12 protein-coding genes are annotated in these 22,176 nt (G+C 64.4%); 5 read left to right on the top strand and 7 right to left on the bottom strand.

Going from position 1 to position 22,176, the window contains the following annotated elements; genetic code table 11:
* The first annotated feature begins 160 nt into the window (after positions 1-160).
* From CFB43_RS33845 to CFB43_RS33835, 3 genes are all read left to right on the top strand, one after another.
* Positions 161-3,352 carry a bifunctional cytochrome P450/NADPH--P450 reductase gene (locus CFB43_RS33845; protein WP_089498482.1) on the top strand — a complete coding sequence of 1,064 codons (3,192 nt, stop codon included), beginning with the start codon at positions 161-163 and terminating at the stop codon, positions 3,350-3,352.
* Between the two features lie 542 nt (positions 3,353-3,894).
* Positions 3,895-5,718, top strand: a complete 1,824-nt coding sequence (locus CFB43_RS33840; protein WP_089498481.1) for an acyl-CoA dehydrogenase — start codon at positions 3,895-3,897, stop codon at positions 5,716-5,718.
* 54 nt (positions 5,719-5,772) lie between these two features.
* Complete coding sequence (locus CFB43_RS33835) at positions 5,773-6,957, top strand: acetyl-CoA C-acyltransferase (protein ID WP_089498480.1); 1,185 nt, start codon at positions 5,773-5,775, stop codon at positions 6,955-6,957.
* A 229-nt stretch (positions 6,958-7,186) separates the two neighbouring features.
* Here CFB43_RS33835 and CFB43_RS33830 read toward each other — a convergent pair whose 3' ends face one another.
* The 5 genes from CFB43_RS33830 to CFB43_RS33810 all read right to left on the bottom strand — a co-directional run bounded on the left by CFB43_RS33830 (position 7,187) and on the right by CFB43_RS33810 (position 15,438).
* Positions 7,187-8,809 carry a long-chain-fatty-acid--CoA ligase gene (locus tag CFB43_RS33830; RefSeq protein ID WP_089498479.1) on the bottom strand — a complete coding sequence of 541 codons (1,623 nt, stop codon included), beginning with the start codon at positions 8,807-8,809 and terminating at the stop codon, positions 7,187-7,189.
* 490 nt (positions 8,810-9,299) lie between these two features.
* Positions 9,300-10,427, bottom strand: coding sequence for a porin (locus CFB43_RS33825; protein WP_089498478.1), 1,128 nt, complete (start codon positions 10,425-10,427; stop codon positions 9,300-9,302).
* Positions 10,428-10,565: 138 nt separating this feature from the next.
* Positions 10,566-13,706: an efflux RND transporter permease subunit gene (locus CFB43_RS33820; protein WP_089498477.1), complete on the bottom strand. Its 3,141-nt coding sequence runs from the start codon at positions 13,704-13,706 to the stop codon at positions 10,566-10,568.
* Entirely contained in the window at positions 13,703-14,821 is a 1,119-nt protein-coding gene (locus CFB43_RS33815) for an efflux RND transporter periplasmic adaptor subunit (protein ID WP_089498476.1), read from the bottom strand. Before CFB43_RS33815 ends, CFB43_RS33820 begins: the two co-directional genes overlap by 4 nt.
* A gap of 29 nt (positions 14,822-14,850) precedes the next feature.
* On the bottom strand, positions 14,851-15,438 hold the full coding sequence (locus CFB43_RS33810) for a TetR/AcrR family transcriptional regulator (protein WP_179254961.1): 588 nt from the start codon (positions 15,436-15,438) through the stop codon (positions 14,851-14,853).
* Positions 15,439-15,519: 81 nt separating this feature from the next.
* Here CFB43_RS33810 and CFB43_RS33805 point away from each other — a divergent pair, with 81 nt between their 5' ends.
* Positions 15,520-16,920, top strand: a complete 1,401-nt coding sequence (locus CFB43_RS33805; RefSeq protein ID WP_089498474.1) for an efflux transporter outer membrane subunit — start codon at positions 15,520-15,522, stop codon at positions 16,918-16,920.
* 102 nt (positions 16,921-17,022) lie between these two features.
* Here CFB43_RS33805 and CFB43_RS33800 read toward each other — a convergent pair whose 3' ends face one another.
* Positions 17,023-19,443 (bottom strand): AsmA family protein, encoded by a 2,421-nt coding sequence (locus CFB43_RS33800; protein WP_089498473.1) that lies wholly within the window; start codon positions 19,441-19,443, stop codon positions 17,023-17,025.
* 252 nt (positions 19,444-19,695) lie between these two features.
* Here CFB43_RS33800 and CFB43_RS33795 point away from each other — a divergent pair, with 252 nt between their 5' ends.
* Positions 19,696-21,501, top strand: coding sequence for an alkaline phosphatase D family protein (locus tag CFB43_RS33795; protein ID WP_089498472.1), 1,806 nt, complete (start codon positions 19,696-19,698; stop codon positions 21,499-21,501).
* Between the two features lie 16 nt (positions 21,502-21,517).
* On the opposite strand, the gene CFB43_RS33790 is transcribed toward CFB43_RS33795, so the two are convergent.
* Entirely contained in the window at positions 21,518-21,664 is a 147-nt protein-coding gene (locus CFB43_RS33790; protein WP_076841491.1) for a DUF3096 domain-containing protein, read from the bottom strand.
* Positions 21,665-22,176 lie beyond the last annotated feature (512 nt).

Below are 22,176 nucleotides of genomic sequence, written 5' to 3'. Positions count from 1 at the left end.
GCGAACGAGCGCGTCGTAACTCCGTTGAAAGCGAGGATCGGCGGTATTAGGGCTTACATCAGGTGGCATAAAAAGCTCTGGACACGTGGTTTTGTCTATTTTACATTCGTTCAATAGATTGAGATGTGATGCATCGACATACCTCTGAAAGGCTATTGAAATGAAATCCTCATCCCTCGTCCCCCAGCCGCCCCTGAAACCCGTCATCGGTCATCTGATGGAGGTCCTCGGGCCGTCTCCACTTGCCAAGATGATGGATCTCGCGCGCACTTACGGGCCGGTCTATTGGTTCGAGGTGTTCGGCCAAGGTTACTACGTTGTCAGCGGCCAAACACTCGTGAATGAAGTGTGCGATGAAAGCCGATTTCAGAAGTGCGTGCACCAGTCGCTACTCGAACTCAGACCGGCGATCGGCGACGGGTTATTTACGGCATTCGGTGACGAACCGAACTGGGCCAAGGCGCATCGTGTGCTGATGCAGGCGTTCGGCCCGCTCAGTATCTGGTCGATGTTCGACAAGATGGTCGACATTGCCGATCAAATGTTTCTCCATTGGGAGCGATTCGGCCCGGAGACGCCGGTCGATGTGTCCGATCACATGACGCGACTGACGCTCGATACGATTGCCCTGTGTGCGTTCGATTGTCGTTTCAACAGCTTCTACCGTGAAGATCAGCACCCGTTTGTCGATGCCATGGTCAACACCCTCAGCGAGGCCGGAAAGCGCGAGTTGCGACCCAAACTGGTGTCGAAGCTGATGGTCAATCGCAGTCGAAAGTTCGACGCGGACATCGAAGTCATGCGATCGCTCGCGACCAAAATGATCGAAGACCGGCGGAAAAACCCGCACGTCAACGAAGAGTCGATGGACCTGCTCGACCGAATGCTGAACGGCGTCGATCCGGTGACGGGAGAAAAACTCGATGACGAGAACATCGTCTTCCAGATGATTACCTTTCTCATCGCCGGACATGAAACGACCAGCGGGCTCCTGTCCTTTGCCACCTATTTCCTCCTCAAGAACCCGGACATCCTGCAAAAGGCACGGGACATGGTCGACGAGGTGGTGGGCAGCGAGACGCCGCGGATCGAGCATCTCGCACGACTGCGTTACATCGAACACATCCTCATGGAGACGTTGCGAATCTGGCCGACCGCGCCGGCATTCGCCGTGTCGCCGCTCGCCGACACCACGTTCGGCGGGAAATATGCCGTTTCTCCCGACGACATCATCATGATCCTGACGCCCATGTTGCATCGGGATGTGAGCGTCTGGGGCGAGGACGTCGAGGCGTTCCGCCCGGAGCGATTTGCCCCGGAGAATGCGGAGCAACTCCCGCCCAATTCATGGAAGCCCTTCGGCAATGGTGCCCGTGCCTGTATCGGTCGCCCTTTTGCAATGCAGGAAGCGCATCTCGTCCTGATCATGCTGCTTCAGCGATTCGATTTCTCGTTCGCCGATCCGGACTACGAGCTGGAGGTCGCCGAAACGCTTACGCTGAAGCCGACCGGCTTACGGATCAACGTGAAACCGCGGGCCCGGGGTGCGCTCAAAGTGCCCGATACGGCCGTTCGCGCCCGCTCGAGCGCTCAAAGCCCGAGTGTCGCTCCGGTTCAGTCGGCTCCTTCCGGCGAAGACGTGTCGACCATGCTCGTCCTCTTCGGGGGAAATACGGGCTCCGCCGAATCCTTTGCAAGACGCATTGCAGGGGACGCGAGTCGTCACGGATTTCACGCGACGTGCGCGCCCCTCGACGATTTCACGGGAAAACTCGACGGATATCCTGCCATCGTGATCGTCACCGCTTCCTACGAAGGACAACCGCCGGACAACGCCAGATCATTCGTCCCGTATGTCGAAGCACTCGGCGAAGGCGCGCTGGACGGTGTCCATTTTTCGGTGCTCGGGTGCGGCAACAAGCAATGGGCACGGACCTACCAGGCGATTCCCAAGCGAGTCGATGAAGCGCTCGAGAAGGCCGGCGCCACGAGAGTGCACTTCAGGGGCGAACTCGATTCCGGCGGCGACTTCTTTGGTGAATTCGACCGTTGGTACACCGAAATGTGGAGTCGCTTTGCCATCAGCGCCGGGAAGGAAATCTCGACCGTGCAACATGTCGATACCGCACTGAAAGTCAGTTTCGCCGAGAATACCCGCGAAAAATTGTTGAATTTCGGTGACATGGCGCATGCGTCCATCGTCGACAACAGGGAACTGGTCGATATCAGCGTGGCCGGCAGCCGCTCCAAAAAGCATATCGAACTGAAACTGCCGGAAGCGATGACTTATCAATCGGGAGATTACCTGGCCGTTCTGCCGCGCAACTCGAAAAACAACGTCGATCGCGTCTTGCGCCGGTTTCGCGTGAGCTGGGACACGCAGGTGGTGATCGAAGGAACGTCAAGTAATCCGCGCCTTCCGCTCGGCCAGCCAATCAGCTGCGGTGACCTGTTCTCGAGCTACGTCGAACTCGCCGTTCCTGCTACGCGATCACAAGTATCCACCCTGGCCGCCGCCACGCGTTGTCCTCCCGAGAAGGTCGAGCTCGAGCGCCTGAGCGCCGACGATTTCGAAGGCGAGATCCTGGGGAAACGGACCACCGTCATGGATCTGCTCGAACGCTTCGGATCCGTCGATCTGTCGCTCGAAAAGTTCCTCGATATGCTGCCCGCGCTGAAAGCACGCCAGTATTCGATCTCGTCTTCCCCGCTTTGGAAAGCAGACCATGTCACGCTGACGGTAGCCGTGGTCGATGCACCGGCGCTCTCCGGCCATGGTCGCCATGAAGGGGTGGCGTCGTCGTTTCTCGCGCGACTCGACACCGGGGACAGCCTGTCCGTTGCAGTCAGGCCATCGAATGCACACTTTCGGCCGCCCGCCGAGACCGGCCTTCCGATGATCCTGATCTGTGCCGGTTCCGGTATCGCCCCATTCCGCGGCTTCCTGCAAGAGCGTGCACTACAGAAGCAGCAGGGGGAAAACGTCGGCAAGTCGTTGCTCTTCTTCGGCATCGATGACCCCGACGTCGACTTTCTTTATCGCGACGAACTCGACGAATGGGCTCGATGCGGTGTGGTCGAAGTGATGCCGGCTTACTCGAACCGACCGGAGGAAGGTGCCCGGTTCGTTCAGGACAAAGTCTGGCTGGAGCGCGAGAAGATCGCCGCACTGTTTGCGCAAGGCGCCACCGTCTTCGTCTGCGGGGATGGAAAGAATATGGCGCCTGCCGTACGCGCCACGCTTGCCCGCATTTATCAGGAGGCAACGGGAGCGAACGATGAAATCGCCAGCGCGTGGATCGACACGATGGAGCGGGAGCATGGCAGATATGTTGCCGACGTGTTTGCATGACGGTGACGTGATCCTGCCACGTCCGGTTGCTTCAGACATCTGAGCTGCCCCGCCACCGCTTTCCGGAACGGATGCGACACGTGCTTCGATCCCGGCCCGTGCCCTGTTTTCCTTGCGTCCTTCACCCTGGTTCCGGTCGAGTTCCGACCGGAACCAGGGATTGATCACACACCGCATGACTGCGTCGAATCGACCGCACCTCTTTCAATGACGGACGGTTCGGAAAGCGACGGGTTAACCACGATCGACCGTCGATGAACACCATGCTAATTTCATCGGCCACATGACTTGGTCATTTGATCAACATTGGTATGGATATGCCGTCCCCCTGGAAACCACGTGAATCGCTCCATGCATGCCGCCTCCGGATATGCGTGATCGATCACCCCGATGTCGTGGCGGGATGGACGATGCCGATCACCCCATGATGTCCTCCAGCGTCTCCCATCTCGATCGCTTCGAACCCATAATTTCGCATTCCGGAATTTATTGAAGCGATTCGAAATCGCGCCAAGACACCAGATACACACTCATCCGATGCCATGACTAGCGAACTCACTCTCTCCCGCCGCGACGTGGAGTTCATTCTTTTCGACTGGCTGCAGGTCGAATCGCTTACCCATCGGCCACGATTTGCCGGGCAGGACCGCTTCGACTACACCTCCGTGCTGGATGTGTACGAATCGCTTGCCACGGATCTCTTCAAACCGCACAACAAGAAGAACGACAGCAACGAACCCGCATTCGACGGAGAACGCGTCACCATCAACCCGGAAGTGGGGGTCGCATTGCGCGCATTTGCGGCCGCCGGCCTGATCAGCGCGTCGTTCCCGAACGAGTGGAACGGCATGAGCCTGCCGAGCACCGTGGAGCGGGCCGGCATGGCGTATTTGCTGGCAGCCAATCCGGGAACCGCGGGCTACGCCTTTCTCACGATCGCCAACGCCAATTTGCTGATGGCCCACGGCGAGCGCGACCGGGTCGAGCCCTACGTCAAGGCCATGGCGGAAGGGCGATGTTTTGGCACGATGTGCCTGTCGGAGCCGCAAGCCGGGTCGAGTCTTGCCGATATCCGCACGCGCGCGGTTCCGAGCCGGGACGGCCGCTACCGCCTGTTCGGCAACAAGATGTGGATCTCCGGCGGCGATCACGAGATTGCCGAGAACATCGTCCACCTGGTACTGGCCAAGATTCCCGACGAAAACGGCCAGCTTCCTCCGGGCATTCAAGGGATATCGCTCTTCACCGTCCCGCGCAAGTTGATCGACGCCGACGGGCTGCCCGGCGAGCGAAACGATGTCGTACTCGCCGGCATCAATCACAAGATGGGGTACCGCGGCACCGTCAATTGCCTGCTGAACTTTGGTGAGGGTCGCTACCGCCCGGAAGGCGAAGCGGGCGCCATCGGCGAGATCGTCGGCGAGCCCGGCAAAGGCCTGGCCTACATGTTCCACATGATGAACGAGGCGCGTATCTCGGTCGGCCTCGGCGCCGCCGCGATCGGCTATACCGGCTACCTTCACTCGCTAGATTATGCGAAGACGCGCCTGCAGGGCCGGACACGCGGAGACCGATCGCCCGCGTCGGGACAGGTCCCCATCATTCGTCATGCCGATGTCCGGCGCATGCTGCTCGCGCAAAAGGCCTATGTGTCGGGGGCACTCGCGTTGTGCCTGTATGCGGCTCGACTGAGCGACGATATCCATTCGCAGGAAGACGCCCGCGACCGCGAGGACGCGCATGGCCTGCTTGACCTGCTCACGCCCGTCGTCAAGAGCTGGTCGTCCCAATGGGGTCTCGTCGCCAACGATCTCGCCATTCAGGTTCATGGCGGCTACGGTTACACGCGCGAATACAACGTCGAACAGTTCTATCGCGACAATCGGCTCAACCCGATACACGAAGGCACATTCGGTATCCAGGCGCTCGACCTGCTGGGTCGAAAGACACGTGCAAACGGCGGCGCCGCGATGAAGGCGCTCGACCGGAAAATCGCCGCGACGGTGTTCAAGGCACGGTCGGTCCGTCCGCTCCATGGCCATGCCGACACGCTCGAATGCGCGTGGGAGCGCATCCGACTCGTCACCCACGCGCTGCACCGGCTCGACGACCCGGAGCTCCAGCTGGCGAATGCGGCGGCCTACCTCGAAGCATTTGGCCATGTCGTCGTCGGCTGGCTTTGGCTCGATCAGGCGATCGTGGCCAACACGCTCGAGAGCGGCCCCACCGGCAGCGACTTCCATCGCGGCAAGCTCGCCGCGTGCGACTACTTCTTCGGGTGGGAAATGCCCAAGGTGGCCGCGTGGCTGGCGGTGCTCAATCCCGTGGAAACCACGCCCCTGACGATGCCGGAGCATTGGTTCTGACCCGTGCGCGCAGCCTCCATTTCGTTGCTTTCGTTTAATTCATGAGGATGTCATATGATTGATGCCGTCATCGTTTCCACCGCGCGCACGCCGATCGGCAAGGCCTATCGTGGCGCATTCAACCTCACGCACTCGCCCACCCTGCTCGGTCACGCAATCAGGCATGCCGTGCTGCGCGCCGGGATCGAACCGGATCGCATCGAGGACGCCGTCATCGGTTCGGTGCTCAACGCGGGTACCGCCGGCAACAATGTCGCCCGACAAGGTGCGCTGGCGGCCGGGCTGCCTGCTTCGGTCGGCGCGCAAACGCTTGACCGCCAATGTGCATCGGGCCTGATGGCGATCGCCACGGCCGCCAAACAGATCATGTGCGACGGGATGCAGGTGGTGGTCGCGGGCGGCCAGGAAAACATCTCGGCGGTACAGACGCGCTACTTCGAGTGGACGCGCGCCGACCAGGATCCCAACGTGCTGGCCGTGCAGCCCGCCGCCTACATGCCGATGCTCGAGACCGCCGAGTTCGTTTCCCGCAAATACGGGATCGCGCGGGACGTGCAGGATCAGTACGCGCTCGATTCCCAGCTGCGCACTGCCGCCGCACAAAAGGAAGGCCGCTTCTCGGACGAAATCGTCCCGATCACGACACAGATGCTGGTCGTCGACAAGGCGACCGGCGAAACGTGGCGGAGGGAGGTCACGCTCTCGCAGGATGAGGGGAATCGTCCCGGCACGACGCTCGAATCGCTCGCAGCGCTCGCACCGGTGATTGACGGTGGCGTGGTGACCGCCGGGAACGCCAGCCAGCTGTCGGACGGTGCAAGCGCCTGCGTGCTGATGAACGGCAAGACCGCCGAACAGATCGGCGCAACGCCCCTCGGCATCTATCGCGGCATGACCGTCGTCGGCAATGCGCCCGAGGAGATGGGCATCGGCCCCCTCTACGCGATCCCCAAGCTCCTGAAGCTTCATGGCCTGACAGTCGACGACATCGGACTGTGGGAGCTCAACGAGGCATTTGCCTGCCAGGTGCTGTACTGCCGCGACAAGCTGGGAATCGATCCGGCCCGATACAACGTCAACGGCGGCAGCATTTCGATCGGCCATCCGTACGGGATGACGGGCGCCCGCCTGGTTGGACACGCACTGATCGAAGGCAAACGACGCGGCGCGCGCTACGTCGTCGTATCGATGTGCGTGGGGGGCGGCATGGGGGCAGCCGGCTTGTTCGAAGTCGTCTGACGGAACGCGCCTTTACCCGCAGCACGAATGGGGCGGCAGCCCCGCTCTTGCGGGCCTTGCCTACGTTTCCGCGGATGCTTGAGCGGACCTTGTGTCGCCAGCGCGCCTGATGCGCCCTCGCACCAGGCGCCGACGCGCGCCGGACTTTTTCCGCGCTGCCATTCACGTGCCGGTTAGGAGACGGGTGATGCCGGCCACTCAATCTCCCGGCATCACCTCGGTCACCACGTCAATTGTTCAACACCCGCAACTCGCGCCGGAGGATCTTCCCGACGTTGCTCTTTGGCAGGCTGTCGCGAAACTCGATGCTTTTCGGGCGCTTGTAACCCGTCAGCTGGCCTTTACAGAACGCCATCAGGTCTTCGAACGTCAACGCCGGATCCTTCCTGACCACGAACAGCTTGACGGCCTCTCCGGAATGCTCGTCGGGCACGCCGATCGCCGCGACCTCGTATACGCCGGGGTGGTTGGCGACGACCTCTTCGATCTCGTTCGGGTAGACGTTGAAACCGGATACGAGAATCATGTCCTTCTTGCGGTCGACGATTCGCACGAAGCCCGCTTCCGAGATCGACGCAATATCACCCGATCTGAAGAAGCCGTCCGCGGTCATCACCTTCGCGGTCTCGTCCGGCCGCTGCCAGTAACCCGCCATCACCTGCGGGCCACGAATGCACAGCTCTCCGGCTGCGCCGGGCGGCACTTCGTTGCCGTCGTCGTCCCGGATCGACACTTCCGTGGAGGGCAACGGCAGGCCGATGGTGCCGTTGAACTCACTCCCGGTCACGGGATTGACCGCGACGCAAGGTGATGTCTCGGACAGCCCGTATCCGTCGATGATCGGCGCGCCGGTCATCTCCTTCCAGCGCCTGGCGACGGCTTCCTGCGTGGCCATCCCGCCACCGCTGGCCAGCAGCAGATTGGAGAAATCGAGGCGCGGGAATTCAGGATGATGGAGCATCGCGTTGAAGAGCGTGTTGACGCCCGGAAAATTCGTGATCTTGTATCCGGCGAGCGACTCGATCATCCCGCCGATGTCCCGCGGATTCGGCACCAGTATGGAAAGCGCACCCATGTGAATCGTCAACAGGCAGCAAACATTGAGCGCAAAGATGTGATAGAGCGGAAGTGCAGCCACCGTGATGAGCTGCGTCACGTCAGGGCGCAAATCGCGAGCCGGTTTGAGCCAGACGTCCGACTGCAACACATTCGCGACGATGTTCCGATGCAACAGCGTCGCGCCTTTCGACACCCCGGTTGTCCCGCCCGTATATTGGAGAAAAGCGATATCGTCCGGCGACTGGGAAGCCGGTACGAATGTGCCCCGACGTCCCTCCTCGATCGCGTCGTCAAATGTCGTATACGGGCTCGGCTTCTGTTCCGCGCCGGAAGCGTTGCCCTGCGCGACAACCAGCGCATGCTTCACCTGCGTGTGCGCAAGGATGGCATCCAGCGTTGCCGTGCAGCCGTCGAGAATGACGATCGCCTCCGCGCCGCTGTCATTCAGTTGGTGTTGCAGCTCGCGGGGCGTATAGAGCGGGTTGACGTTGACGACAACGTAGCCGGCGCGCAACACCGCACAAATCGAGATCGGGTACTGCAACACATTCGGCATCATGATGGCGACCCGCGCACCCCGCTCGAGGCCGCGTGACTGCAGCCACGCGGCCAGTGCGCCGGACATCCTGTCGAGCTCACCATAGGTGATCTGCTTGCCATCGCACGCAAACGCCGGCTTCGCGTGAAACCTGCTGAAGCTTTGTTCGATCAACGCAGTGATGTTTCGATACGCGCTTGAATCAAGGTCTGCCGGAACCCCCGGCGGATAGGCATCAAGCCAGATCTTTTCCATACCCAATCTCCTCTGTCCCGTTTGAATAATTGCGCGACGCCAATCTCCTCATCACGCGCGTGAATATGCCGGGACGCCTCGAACACGCGAGACACATCCCTCGTCGCAACGATAGGGCTGCGTGGTCGGCCGACAGTCAGCGGCGCCGTGGATCACGTTGTCGGCAGACAGTTGACGGGCGACGGCCACCATCCGTTTGTTTCGCCTTCATCGCACCCTGCTTGGCAGGCAAATTCTTGCCCCCCGAGACGCGACTTCCGAATCAGGGGGCTACACCAAAACTGGTCAAATGATATGGTCATTTGACCATACAGGGAAACTTGCGGCAACTTGGTAGTTGCACGAGGCTGCGACGCGGGATCTGTCGACGCCATACTCGAACCGAAACACGGATCGTCGGTGTCGAAGTTCGTCGAGGTTGCGCGAGGCGTCCATTAAAACGCGAATCGTGCCCGTTTGTTCCGCCCATGCGGAACGACCGCCGTGACGCTTAGAAGCGGTGACGCAGGCCAACCGTTGCCGCAGTCTGGCTGACCTTCGAGCTCGGGAACGCGTTGATATCGCCGTTGTAGATCGACGAACCCAAACCGGCACCCTTCGTACCACGCTGATACACCATCTGAGCGTAGACGTCCGTACGCTTCGACAGGAAGTAGTCGGCTTGCACGCCGAACTGATTCCAGTGCGTGCTGTTACCGTTCAGTTTCGCATTCGTATACGTATAGGCTGCGCCCAGGCCGAGAGCCGCCGTGAGGTTGTACTTCGCGTTGACTTCGTAGTTGTCGGCGCGCAGCGTACCGGCACCGTTCGTCTGGTTATCGAGGCGCGATTGCGTCCATGCCGCGCCAACCAGTGCCGGGCCAAATGCATACGTTGCCGCGATGCCATACGTGCGGCTGCGGCCCTGGATTCCGTATGCAGTGCCATTGATCGAATCGACCGACGGGTTCACCGCGCCCGTCGCGGACAGACCGGCGTTGTTCGCTTGCGAGTACGCCGCACCCAGCTTCAGACCTTCAAACTGGTACGACACGCCGGCGCTGTATGCGCGGTTGTTCGCAAAGTTCGTGCTGTTCGAGAACGAGTACGTGCCGCCGAACTGCAGACCGGCATAGTTCACGCTCGTGTACTTGATCGTGTTGTTCAGCGCGACGTCGCCGTTCGTGCTCAGGCGGTCATTGTTCAGCGGGTGCGCGAAGTACGTGCCGCCCCACGAGCCCGTTGCCGTCAGCGGTGCCAGGTAGTCTTGCGTCGCGTCGTATTGCTTGCCCAGCGTGACCGTGCCGTACTGGCTCGCCAGGCCGACGAAAGCCTGGCGGTTGAACATGCCGCCGTTGCCGTTCGCGAACTTGCCGTTACCGAGGTTGAAACCGCTTTCCAGCGTGAAGATTGCCTTCAGGCCGCCACCGATATCTTCCGAGCCACGCAGGCCGAAACGGCTCTGGTCAATGCCCGAGCCCATCGAGAAGCGCGACTTGCCTTGGCCTGATGCGGTCTGGACGTTGCTTTGATAGGTCAGGCCCGCGTCCAGCACGCCGTACAGCGAGACGCTGCTTTGCGCGTGTGCGACGGTGGAGAACGATACTGCAGCTGCTGCAGCGATCAGCGTCTTGTTCATTCGTGAAGCTCCATTCAAAAAAAAGAGGCAGGTCTCGCGACCTCGTTCATAAAAAATCGGGAGGACCTTGTCCTGTTGGTCACCCCCGGGTTCCAATGCGCCCGCATCGACGGGCGCCATAGGGTCAGGCGATCCGTTTCAACATTTCCCGGGCGCATCGACGGCGCCGGAACCGAAGAACTTCCGGCTCCAGCCGGACAGCCTGTCGCTGAACAGCAGTTCGTACAGCACCGGCACCATGCCGAGCGTGATCAGCGTCCCGAGCAGCAGCCCACCCATGATGGTGACGGCCATGCCGGTCCATAGCGTGCCGGCGAACAGCAGCAGCGGAATCAAGCCGGCGATGCAGGTCAGCTTGGTCATCACGATCGGCCGCAGGCGCGCCACGGCCGCGGCGACGACCGCTTCGCGGCGCGATTTGCCGGCCGCCAGCTCGACCTCGATACGCTCCAGCAGCAGCACCGCGTTGTTGACGATGATCCCGGCCAGCGACAGCAGGCCGAAGTTCGCCATGAAGCCCAACGGTTCGCCGGCGATGATCAGCGCGGGCCCGACGCCGATCATCGCGAACGGAATGATCCCGACGATCAGCAGCAGCTTGCGGAACGAGCCGAACTGCCAGATGAACAGCACCAGCATCGCGACCACCGCGTGCGGCAGATACTCGCTGAGCGCCACGTTGGCCTCGGCGGACTCCTCGATTTCGGCGCCCAGCTCGATCCGGTACCCCGGCGGCAACGCGATCCGGCCGATGGTCGGCGCGAGCTGATCGACCGCCTGCTGCGCGGTGCCGTGGGCATTGCGGCCCTTCACGGTGAGCGTGCGCATCAGGTCGCGGCGTCGAATCGTCGACGGCTCGGTATTCAACGTGACCGTCGCGACCGCGGACAGCGGAACCGGCGCGCCGCCCGCCGCCGGATGGATCAGCGTATTGGCGAGATCTTCGGGCCGCGTGCGCTCGGCTTGCGCGCCGCGCACGACCAGCGGCACCAGCGTATCGCCGTCGCGCAACACCGACACGTTGACGCCGGTATAGCGCGTGGCCAGCGCCGTGGTGATGTCCTCGCTGCTGACGCCCAGGCGCCGTGCCTTGTTCTGGTCGATCTCGACGTCGACACGCGGCACGCGCGGCCCCCAGTCGTCGTGGATCTGCACGATGCCCGGCTCGGTATGCAACGCCGCCTGGATCTTGCGGCCGATCTCGCGCAGCACGGCTTCGTCGGGACCCGACACGCGATACGCCACCGTGCCGGCGTCGTGGGCGCTGCGCGAGAAGCGTTTCGCATCGGTTCGCACTTCGGGATGGTGTTGCGTCATCCACGCCTGGGTTCGCGCGATCACGGCGTCGAGATCCTGCGGCTTCGCGACGCTGACCGTGACGTAGCCGATATGCGACGCAGGCAGCGGCGGATTGAGCACCAGGACGACACGCGGGCCGCCGTCGGCGACATAGCCGATGCTGGTCGTCACCTCGGGATTGCGCTTGCGATCGTCGAGCCAACGGCTCAGGTCGCGGACCACGTCGCGCGTGAGCCGTGCATCGCTCCCGGGCTGCAGCTCGATTTCGACCTGGAACTGCGGCCGGTCGGAAGCCGGCAGGAACCCGGCCGGACGCGTGGCCAGGATCGCGAGCGCACCGACCAGCAACGCAGTCATCACGACCAGGAACCGCCCCTTGTGGTCGAGGACGCGGCGAATCAGGCGCGCATAGGCACCGTAGAAGCGGCTTTGCTTGACCGTCGCGTCGGCATCGTGCTCGTGCGCATCGCCTCCGCCGTGATGGCCGGATTTCAGGAAGAAATAGCAGAGCAGCGGCGTCACCGTCAGACAGAGCAGCCACGACCCGAGCAGCGACAGCGTGAGCACGACCACGAGCGGGCGCAGGTATTCGTTGGTGGCGGTGTCGCCGAAGAAGAACGGTGAGAACGCGAAGATGATGACCAGCGACGACGTCAGCAGCGGGATCGCCAGCGTACGGCCTGCTTCGATGCACGCGTGACGGCGCTCCTCGCCCGCGGCGAGGCGGCGTTCGACGTCCTCCGCGATCACGATGCCGTTGTCGACCAGCAAGCCCAGCGCGATGATGATCGCGGCCATCGACACGATGTGCAGTTCGACGCCCAGCGAGCGCATCACGAGCAGCGTGGCCAGGATGGTCAGCGGCACGATGCCGCCCACCACCACGCCGGCGCGCCAGCCGAGGAACAGCACGACGACGATCATCACGATCACGATCGTCTCGATCATCACCTGGTTCATGCGGCCCATTTCCCGCTCGACCACGTCCGCCTGGAAGGTCACGTAGTCGAGCGAAAAACCGGCGGGCAACTGCTGCTTCAATTCGTCCAGACGCGCACGTAGCGCCTGGCCGACCGCCTTGACGTTCTGGCCTTTGCGCATCGAGATGCCGAGGACGACCGCGTCTTCGCCGCGGAAGATCGCCGCGGACTCGGGCGGGTCGACGGGCCGGACCTGCACCTGCGCGATGTCGCCCAGGCGCACGGTGCCCGGCGCGGCTTCCGCGCGCGCGCCGGCCGGCGGCACGGTGAGCGTGAAATCCTGCAGCGCCTGCAGCGAGCGGATTTCGCCGGAGCTGACGACCGCGCTGTTCAGGCCCGACACCACGAGCCGGCCGCCGGACTGCACGACGTTCTGCTTCTGCAGCTGTTGCATGACCGACGCGGTGGACAAATGCAGCCCCGCCATTCTGGCGCGGTCGAATTCGATATAGACGCGCTCCTCCTGCAGCCCATGAAAGCTGACGCCCTGCACGCCCGGCACGCGGTACAGCCCTTCGCGCAGCAGCTTCAGCGATTCGCGCATCTCGCTCATCGAAAAACCCGGCGCGGTCACCGCGATGGACGCGATCGCCACGCGGCCGAAGTCGTCGTCGATCTGCGGAGGCAGCGTGCCGGCCGGGAACAGCGGCACCGCTTCTTCGACCTTGGCGCGCATGCGCTGCAACACCGGCATCAGTGCATGCACGTCTTCACGCAACGAAACCTGGAGGATCACGCTGCCGTCACGCACGGTGCTCGTGACGTGCTTCAGTTCGTTCAATTGGCGCAGGCGCTCCTCCACCGGCCGGGCGACGAGCTGCTCCATCCGCTCGGCCGGCACGCCGGGGTTCGCGACGAACACCAGCGCGTCGCGAACGGTCGTGGAGGGCTCCTCCTGGGACGGGAACGTGAGGAACGTGAACGCGCCGGTCACGAGAATCAGCAGCGCGACGAAGAAGGTGAGCCGGCTGGAATTGAGTGCGGCCTGGGTCAGCTTCACGAGCGCGCTCCCTGCAGAAGGGTCTGCGCCCGATACGTGACGACGGACTGGCCCTCGTTCAGGACGGAAGTCCCCGCGACCACGACCTGCTCGCCGGCGCGCAGGCCTTGCATCACGGCGACGCGCCCGCCCGGCAGCAGCTGCCCGCCCGTGCGGATCGCGCGACGCTTCAGCGTCTGGCTGGCGCCGTCGATGACGAAGACGCTGCCGCGGCCGGCTTCCGTGCCGGCCATGACGGCGGCCGCCGGCAGCGTGATGTCATGCGCTTCACCGCGCGGCAGCGCCACGGACAGCACGCCGCCGCTGCGCAGCCCGGAAGGGGTGCCCTGGACCCGGAAGATGGCTTGCACCAGCGAGCCGTTGTCGCTCCGGCCGGACAGCCGTTCCATGGTCAGCGTCACGCGATCCGTGCCGCTGACCGCGTGGGCTTCGGCGCCGGGTGCAAGCGTCGCGGCGATCGTGTCCGGCAGCATCACGACGGCTTCCAGCGCGCGGCCGGCTTCCATCTGCAGCACGCGCTGGCCTGCGGCGACATCCACGAACGGCTGGACCTGACGCGCGACGATTTCGCCGTCGAAGGGGGCCGTGATGCGCGTGAACGCGAGATCGCGCCGAGCGCTCGCCACCGCGGCCTCCGCGACACCCAGCTGGCTCGCGGCCTGCTGATGCGATGCCTGTGCGGCCTGCAACGCGGGCGCGGAAATGATTCCGTCGCGGGCGAGTTCCTCCTGCTGACGCAGGTGGGTGCGACGCTCGGCCAGGGTCGCGGCGGCGGCGGCACGATCGGCCGTCGCCTTGTCGAGCCGCCAGCGTGCCGGCGACTCGTCCAGTCGCGCGAGCACCTGCCCGGCCCGGACGCGATCACCCACGTCGACCAGCATCGCGACGACACGGCCCGACGACTCGAAGCCGAGGTCGGTGCGCTGACGCGCGCGCAGCGTCGCGACGAACGTGTCGGCATGTGCCTGGCCGGCACCGCCGGCCACTTCGACCTTGACGGGCCGCGGTACGTCGGCAACCGGCGCGGCGGATGGCTGACATGCCGACAGCAGCGTTGCCGAGACGAGCGCGCAGAGTACCAGCCTGCCCGCTTGAGGCATGGAACGGGAATGCATCGTAAAACCTTCGAAATGAATGAGGGAGCTCAGGGAAGCTTGCGAATCGCGCTTTCCAGCGTGTCGCGCAACACTTGGCGCTGCTCGGGCGTGAACCGGTGCAGATTGAGCAATTCGAGCAGGGCGATGCCGTCGAGGGCGACGACCAGCGCGAGCACCTGCCCCGCATCGGGGCCGCTTTGCGCGACCCGTGCATAGCTGCGCGTGTAGAAATCCCGCACGGGACCGGCCAGATGCGGATACAACGACGTGGCGGCCAGCAGGTTGGCCAGCAGCAGGCGGCGGTCTTCCGGCATGTCGAAGGTCAGCTTCGACAGTTCCGCCAGCGACGACTTCAACGGCTTCGCGGAATCGTCCGCCTCACGCGCGTCACGCGCCTCCTGCGCCCGCAGGTCCAGCATGTCCAGTTCGCCGACCACCCGCTCGATCAGCGCAGCCAGCAAGTCGTCGCGCGTTTTGAAATGGTAGACAAGGCCCGCTTTCGTGACCTTCGCGGCAGCGGCCACGGCTTCAATGGTCAGGTTCTGGATACCCTGGCTGGCCACGAGCTCGGCCGCGGCATCGAGAAGACGGTCGCGTGAACTGCTGCGGCCGGCTCGTCGCTCGGAAGTCGACATGGTGCATCTCCTTGGGATTGAAACTAAACTATACGTACAGTATAGTTTCACGAACTCCATGTCAAGACTCAAGGTAAATCCATGACGACCGTTGTTTCCCGCCCCATTTCCGCGCACAGAGCGCTGACCTGTCTTGCTCTTGCCGCGACACTCGCCCTCGGCGGCTGTGCGATCGCCCCGCCCAGCCACGTTGCCACGACGCCCGCCGTTGCGGCGCCCTCGCAATGGGCCGAGACGTTGCCCGGGAACCAGGGCGCCGTCGGCGACATGTGGTGGCGGGATTTTGGCGATCCGGTGCTCGATCGACTGGTGGACAGCGCGCTCGACGCCAACCGCGACCTGAAGGTCGCCGCGGCGCGCCTCGCGCAGGCGCGCGCGCTCGGCGACAGCGCCGAGGCGGAGCGCCGTCCGCGGCTGGATGCGATGGCGCGTGGCGAACGCGGGCGCGAAAACAGCGTCGATCCGCGTGCGGAGCGCAGCGGCGTCGGCTTGCGTGCCGCGTGGGAAGTCGATCTGTTCGGACGCGGTGCGTTGCTGGTGGACGCCGCAAGGTCCGACAGCGATGTCGCTCGCGAGGCGCTCCGCGCGGCCCGCATCGCGCTGGCCGCGGACGTCAGTACCGCCTACTTCGAATTGCGCACGCTGGAGCGGCGCTCAGCGCTCAAGCGCGAGGCGCTCGAGGTTGCGCAAAGGCAGGCGGTCGTGGCGGCGCGCAAATTCGCCGCGGGCCAGGTGACGGCGCTGGATGTCGAACGCTGGCGTGCCGAGCTGGCGCAGGAACAGGCGTCGCTTGCCCAGCTCGATGGCGAACACCGGGTGCGTTTGCACCAGCTCGCGCTGCTCGTCGGCAGCCCCCAGGCGCCCGCGCTCGGCGCGCAAGCCGTGCCGGCCGCACTGCCCGCGCCGCCCGCGACTGTGTTGCCCGCCACGCTGCTCGAGCGCAGGCCCGACGTGCAACGTCAGGCGCGTGCACTCGACGCCGCGCTCGCCCGTGCCGGCGCCGCCCGGAAAGAGGTCTATCCGCGGCTCCAGATCGAGTGGGCCGGGACGAAGGAAAGGCTGGCCGCGGTCGGCGATGGCGCCGCGCCTCGCGTGGCCGTCGGCTATGGCGTGTCGGTGACGCTGCCCATCCTCGACGGCGGCCGGATTCGCGCCAACGTCGCGGTACACGATGCGCGCGCGCAGGAAGCGATGGCCGAATACGAAAAGGCCATGCTGGCGGCGCTCGTCGACGTCGAGACGAGCCTGGCCCGATGGTCCGCATCGGATCGCTCGATGCAGGAGTGGCAACGCGCCGAGGCGGCCGGCAAGGTGGCCGCACGCAATGCGGCCAGACTGTATGACGCCGGCCAGGCCGACATGAGCGATGTGCTCGCCGCGCGCCACGCGCACCTGCGGTCCCGCGACGCGCTGGAAACGGCAATCGGCGCGCAATGGGAAGCCGCGGTCGGCCTGCGCCGCACCTTTGCCGGGGCCGTCTAGGCGGCCTGGCCGATGAGCGGCCGCAACGCTTGCGTATCGACGACGCGCGCTGGCTGCACCCACGTCGGCGCGAAGCGTCCGCGTTGCTACCGCACACCTCACTCACTTCGCATGCCGGGGTTCGCCATCCACTGGCGCGGAGGCCGAAGAAGCCGCCGACGGCGCATTCATGTACGCCGGCGCCGCCTTCGTCTTCTGCCGGACGCCCGGCGGCGGCGCCGTCGGGCGCCGCTCCATGTCGGCCAGCATCTGCCCGCACGGCAACGGGCGGCTGCGGCCCGGCTGCAGCAGCGCGAGCAGACTGGCGAGCGGGTTCAGCAAGCCCAGCCCGACCGCGGCCCCGCCCCGCGCGATCAGTGCGCCCGCCTTCACCCCGACGTGCGGTTGCTTGAAGGAGCCGGTGACGTACAGCGGCGAGCGGAGCGAAATCACCCGGAATCCCTTGGTATGCGGATGGATCGTCAGGTTCATGGTCTCGTCCCGCAGGTTCACGTTGCCGTCCATGCCGATCACCGCATCCTCGGTGTCGAGCGCGAATACGCGCGAGTCGAGCACGCCGTTGGTGGCCACGAAGTCGGCCACGCCGCAGTTGATCTTGACGTCGCGTGTGCCGAACAGTTTCTCGTACACCACGTTGGCGACGTTCAGCCCCGCGGCTTCCATCAGCAAGAGGCTCACCGTGCCGTCGGTCACCAACGTCTTCACCTCGCCGTTGGCAGTCGCGGCGAGCGCCGCCGGCGAATTGCCGGTGGCCGACAACGCGGCATCGCCGTTGACCTCGCCGAGCGCCGTTTGCATCACCGGGAAGGTCGGGAACAGCTGCTTGAGTTTCAGATGCCGCGCCTGCAGCGAGAACCGCCCCTTGAGCGGTACGCCGCTGCCGTCCAGGTGGATGTTCGACGCCAGCGTCCCGCCCGCGACACCGAAGTTCAGCGGGTTGAGCGTCAGCACGCCGTCCTGCATCACGATGTGGGTCGACAGGTCGGTGATCGGCAGGCTCGCGGTCTTGACGATGCGCCGACCGGTGAATCGAACGTCGGCGTCGATCTTCTTCCAGCGGTCCGTGCGAAATGTCTCGACCGGCAACGCCTTGTTCGTTGGCTGGGCGACCGCGGCGCCCCGCCGTGCCTTGCTGGCATTCGTGTCGGCGCCGATGAGCGGCGCGAGGTCGGAGAACTGCAGCAGCCTCGACTCCAGCGTGCCGGACAACAACGGCCTCGGTTCGCGCGACACGTACACCAGCGTGCCGCCGAGATCGCTGCCGCCGACGCGTCCCGTGAAGTTCTCGTACTTGAAGACGTTCCCGGACGCCCGGAACTGGCCGACCAGCCTGCCGTCGGTCGCATAGGGCGAGGTTTCGGACAGCGTGATGCCCGTGACGTCATACAGCTTGGCCATGCTGGTGCCCGCAAGCCACAGCCGGAGATCGACCGCGGCCAGGTGAGACGGGTCCGTCAGCGTGCCGACGAGCGCCAGGTGCGTATCGCCGAAGCGCAAATCGGCCTGAACCGGAAACGGACGTTGCGCACCCCGTACGTCCAGCAAGTTGCCGATCTTGCCCGTGCCGGCGACCTTGCCCTTCTTGTAGATCCCCTTGACGGTCCAGCCGATCGTGTAAGTGCCGACGCCGGTGGAGGCCGCGGGCGCCGAGGCCGCCGCCCCCGGTGCGGCAGTCGCAGGGGCGTTCGATACCGCTGCCTTGCCTGATGCAGCCGGGGCGATGGCGGTGCCGGATGTCGTCGCGGCAGCATGCGAAGCCGCGGCCAACGCTTGCGAAGCCGCGGCCGATGCACGTGACGCCGCTTCGGCACCCGATGCAGGCACCACCGGTTGCGCCGCACCCGCGTGCGCCTGTGCCGCGAGCTTCCTTTGACCCGCCGGCCCGACGGCCTTTGCCGATTCGTGGTGCGCCAGCGCCTCCTGCTGCTTCATCACCGCGCCGAACGGGATTGGCTGGCCAAGCGTGTCGATCACCGCGCTCAGATCGAATTGCTTCTGCTGGTCGTAGTAGCCGAGATTGCCTTGTGCAAACGCGATCTCATGCAGGTCGAGCGTCCATCGGCCCGATTGGGCGGGCTGCTTGAACTTGAACGTCCAGTTGGCTCGCCCGTCCTTCAGTCGCTCGAGGTCGACGGACGGATTGACCAGATCGATTGCCGGAATCACGATGCGGCGTGCCATCAGCGGCAGCGCCTCGACCTCGAAACTGATCGCGTCCAGCGTGACGAAATACTTCGTGCGCGCCCAATCGGGGTTGGAGATCGTGACATTGCGTGCGATGAATCGTGGCCATGGCACCCATGCGCGCCAGCCCTGCTCGCTCGCGGGCCGACGCCACCCGACCTGCAGGTCGCCGTTGATGGCGAACTGCCGTCCGATCGCGTCCGACACCTTGTCATCGATCCAGGGCCGGGCTCGATTCCAGTCGAACGTCACGATGACGATCACCAGCGCGGCAAGCGCCAGGGTGACGCTCACGGCAAGCCACGCGGCCGCCTTGCCGACGCTGTGGCCGATGTGCATTGCTCACTCCCGAGTTTGCTGCCCGGTATGCAGCAAGGCGCGTTCCTGCATATATGAGCCTTCCGCCGGATGGCGTGCGGGAATTCGAAATGGGGTTCTCACGACTTTCCGGTCGTCGCGCTTCGCAGTAACGTTCCGGATCGACTGCTCCCCTGCCGCGCGCCGCGGGAGCGGTGGCAAGCTGTCGCACGCGAGAAGCGGGCGCCTGCCGCAGCGCTTCCCGCCTCCACGGGATGTCGATCGGGAGGATCAATGGATCGTCGCCATTTCCTCAAGTCGTCGGCTTTTTTTACCATTGCGGCCGCCGTCGCCGCCGCGCACGACGTTTCACCGGCGGCCCCGCCGGGCAGCCCCGAGCGCAAGCCCCTCCTTCGATTCCCGCAAGGTGTTGCCAGCGGTGATCCGCGCGATCGCTCCATCGTGTTCTGGACGCGATGCGTTCCGGTATCCAGCGGCGTACAGCACGATGCAAAAGGCATTGCGCGCGCGATCCCGCTGCGACTCGAAGTGTCGACGCGGGCGGATTTCTCGACGCTCGTCGCCAGCGTCCCGTTGCGGGCGCTGGCCCTCTACGACTTCACCGTGCGCGCGAAGGTGACGGCCTTCTCGCCGAAGACCACCTACCACTACAGGTTCGTCGCCGGCGACGACGTCAGCGTGACGGGTGTCGCGCGCACCGCGCCGGCGGCAAACGAGGCCAACGGACGGGTTCGCTTCGCGTGGCTCACCTGCCAGGACTGGAGCGTCAACCACTGGCAAGCGATGACGCTGCTGGCCGACGAGCGCGACCTCGATTTCGTCGTGCACGTGGGCGACTACATCTATGAAACGGTCGGAACCGCTCCTCCCGGGCGCGCCGAACCGGCGCATCCTCCGCTGCACCTGAGCGGCGGCAAGCTGCTCGCGGACGGCCGCGCGTATGCCGACACGCTCGACGACTACCGGACGCTCTATCGCACCTATCGAACCGATCCGCGCCTGCAGACGCTGCACCAGCGTCTGCCGATGATCGCGATCTGGGACGACCACGAATTTTCCGACGACTGCTGGCAGGATCATCAGGTCTACACCAACGAAGAGCGGCAGGAAACCGGGCGGCGCCGCAGCGCCAGTCGCGCGTGGGCGGAATACATGCCGGTGGATTGGGACGATGTGCGCTTCGAGCCGGACAATCCGTCGTACACGAACATTCGCATCTACCGCGATTTTCGTTTCGGCACGCTGATGCATCTGGTGATGACGGACGAGCGGCTGTATCGCGACGACCACGTCGTGAGCGAAGCCGCTATCGCACGTGCGCACGGGCACGACCCGGTGCATGGGGACGACGCAGCCGGCTCGCGCTACTTCGTCAAGCAGGACGTGCTGCAACGTGACGAGGCGCGCGACACCCAGCAGCTCGGCCGCCCGCCGTCGATGCTCGGCCCGGAACAGACACGATGGTGGAAAACCTTGATGAAGGACTCGCCGGCCACCTGGAAAGTATGGGGCAACGAAGTGATGTTGAACCGTCTGTGGTTCGCGATGCCGGGCGCACCCGCGGCGCCGGCGGCCCGCCTCGTGGTGGATTGCGACGCATGGGACGGCTATCCGGCGCACAAGCACGAACTGCTCGCTTACTTGAGGGAGCACGGGATCCGTAACGTCGTCGCGATCACCGGCGACCTGCATGCCTTTCAGGGCGGCGTCGTGCGGGACGATCCCGATCCCGCGACGGGGGTGCCGGTCATCGTCGATTTCGTCTGCGCCGGCATCAGCAGCATGTCCTTCTATATGTACCTGAAAGCCGCGTGGAACGGGACGCCGCTCGCGTCGATCGTGGCGACTCCGGCCAGGCTCGACCGCTTCCTGATGGCGAACAACCCCGATCTGTGCCACGCCGACCACGACGCACAGGGGTATGCATCGGCCACCGTCACACCGGAATACTTTTCCGTCACGTTCAACAAGGTGAAGCCGTTGAACCCGGACGGCACCGCGCCCGCGGATGCACTGCTTGGCCGCACGCGATTGACCGTGCCCCGGGATTCAGTCGAGGTACACGTCGAACGTATCTAGACGCCGATGCGGCGCGTCAGTGGAAATGTCCGCCGAAAAGCCCGAGCAGTCCAATGACGATCAGATAGATTGCGACGATGTAGTTCAGCAGGCGCGGTACCACCAGAATGAGAATCCCGGCGATCAGCGAGACCAATGGGCTCCAGTTCGTGAATGTGTGCATGGCGTTGCCCTCATGACAATAAATCGCGAAATCGCTGAGTGAAGCGCCTCGCCGAAACACGACGGGCATGTGTCGTGCAGCGTTCCATTGCGGACCCGAGCGATTTCCGTGCCTGGCTCAGCGCGCGAGCCGCTATGAAAAATACCGGCATGCCTTCGCGCCATGGCGCTCGCGCATCTCACGGCGCTTCGTCGTGCAGAAGCCGTCACGCGTCGCGATGCCGGAACAGAATTGACAAGGGCTTGAAAAATCGTCCGCGGATCGCGCGCCGGTCGCCGTGCAGCTGCGCCGGGGAAGGATGTCGATCGTGGCGCACGCAACGGCACGGGAACCGGTCCCGTACGCAGGCGCTGATGACGAGCGAGCAGCTTGCGTGCCCGATCACCTGGTTCGCGCCACACTGAGCCCGCCCGTATGCGCGAACCCGAGCGTAAGACTGAACGTGTCGAGGAACGTCGTCGCCGGCGTGGCCATTCGATTCCGAATCATGTCTCGCCACACCACGCCAGGCA

It is taken from the genome of Burkholderia sp. AU15512, assembly GCF_002223325.1.
In the GTDB taxonomy this organism is placed as follows: Bacteria; Pseudomonadota; Gammaproteobacteria; order Burkholderiales; family Burkholderiaceae; genus Burkholderia.
The sequence above is the reverse complement of the archived record's forward strand: the minus strand, read 5'-3'. Positions and strand labels throughout refer to the sequence as shown.

What these genes read in the sequence shown, in the direction of transcription:
- CFB43_RS33830 (WP_089498479.1), bottom strand. Translation starts at nt 8,809, where the DNA reads ATGGAAAAGATCTGGCTTGATGCCTATCCGCCGGGGGTTCCGGCAGAC.
- CFB43_RS33825 (WP_089498478.1), bottom strand. Translation starts at nt 10,427, where the DNA reads ATGAACAAGACGCTGATCGCTGCAGCAGCTGCAGTATCGTTCTCCACC.
- CFB43_RS33790 (WP_076841491.1), bottom strand. Translation starts at nt 21,664, where the DNA reads ATGCACACATTCACGAACTGGAGCCCATTGGTCTCGCTGATCGCCGGG.
- CFB43_RS33795 (WP_089498472.1), top strand. Translation starts at nt 19,696, where the DNA reads ATGGATCGTCGCCATTTCCTCAAGTCGTCGGCTTTTTTTACCATTGCG.
- CFB43_RS33840 (WP_089498481.1), top strand. Translation starts at nt 3,895, where the DNA reads ATGACTAGCGAACTCACTCTCTCCCGCCGCGACGTGGAGTTCATTCTT.
- CFB43_RS33815 (WP_089498476.1), bottom strand. Translation starts at nt 14,821, where the DNA reads ATGCATTCCCGTTCCATGCCTCAAGCGGGCAGGCTGGTACTCTGCGCG.
- CFB43_RS33810 (WP_179254961.1), bottom strand. Translation starts at nt 15,438, where the DNA reads ATGTCGACTTCCGAGCGACGAGCCGGCCGCAGCAGTTCACGCGACCGT.
- CFB43_RS33805 (WP_089498474.1), top strand. Translation starts at nt 15,520, where the DNA reads ATGACGACCGTTGTTTCCCGCCCCATTTCCGCGCACAGAGCGCTGACC.
- CFB43_RS33835 (WP_089498480.1), top strand. Translation starts at nt 5,773, where the DNA reads ATGATTGATGCCGTCATCGTTTCCACCGCGCGCACGCCGATCGGCAAG.
- CFB43_RS33845 (WP_089498482.1), top strand. Translation starts at nt 161, where the DNA reads ATGAAATCCTCATCCCTCGTCCCCCAGCCGCCCCTGAAACCCGTCATC.
- CFB43_RS33800 (WP_089498473.1), bottom strand. Translation starts at nt 19,443, where the DNA reads ATGCACATCGGCCACAGCGTCGGCAAGGCGGCCGCGTGGCTTGCCGTG.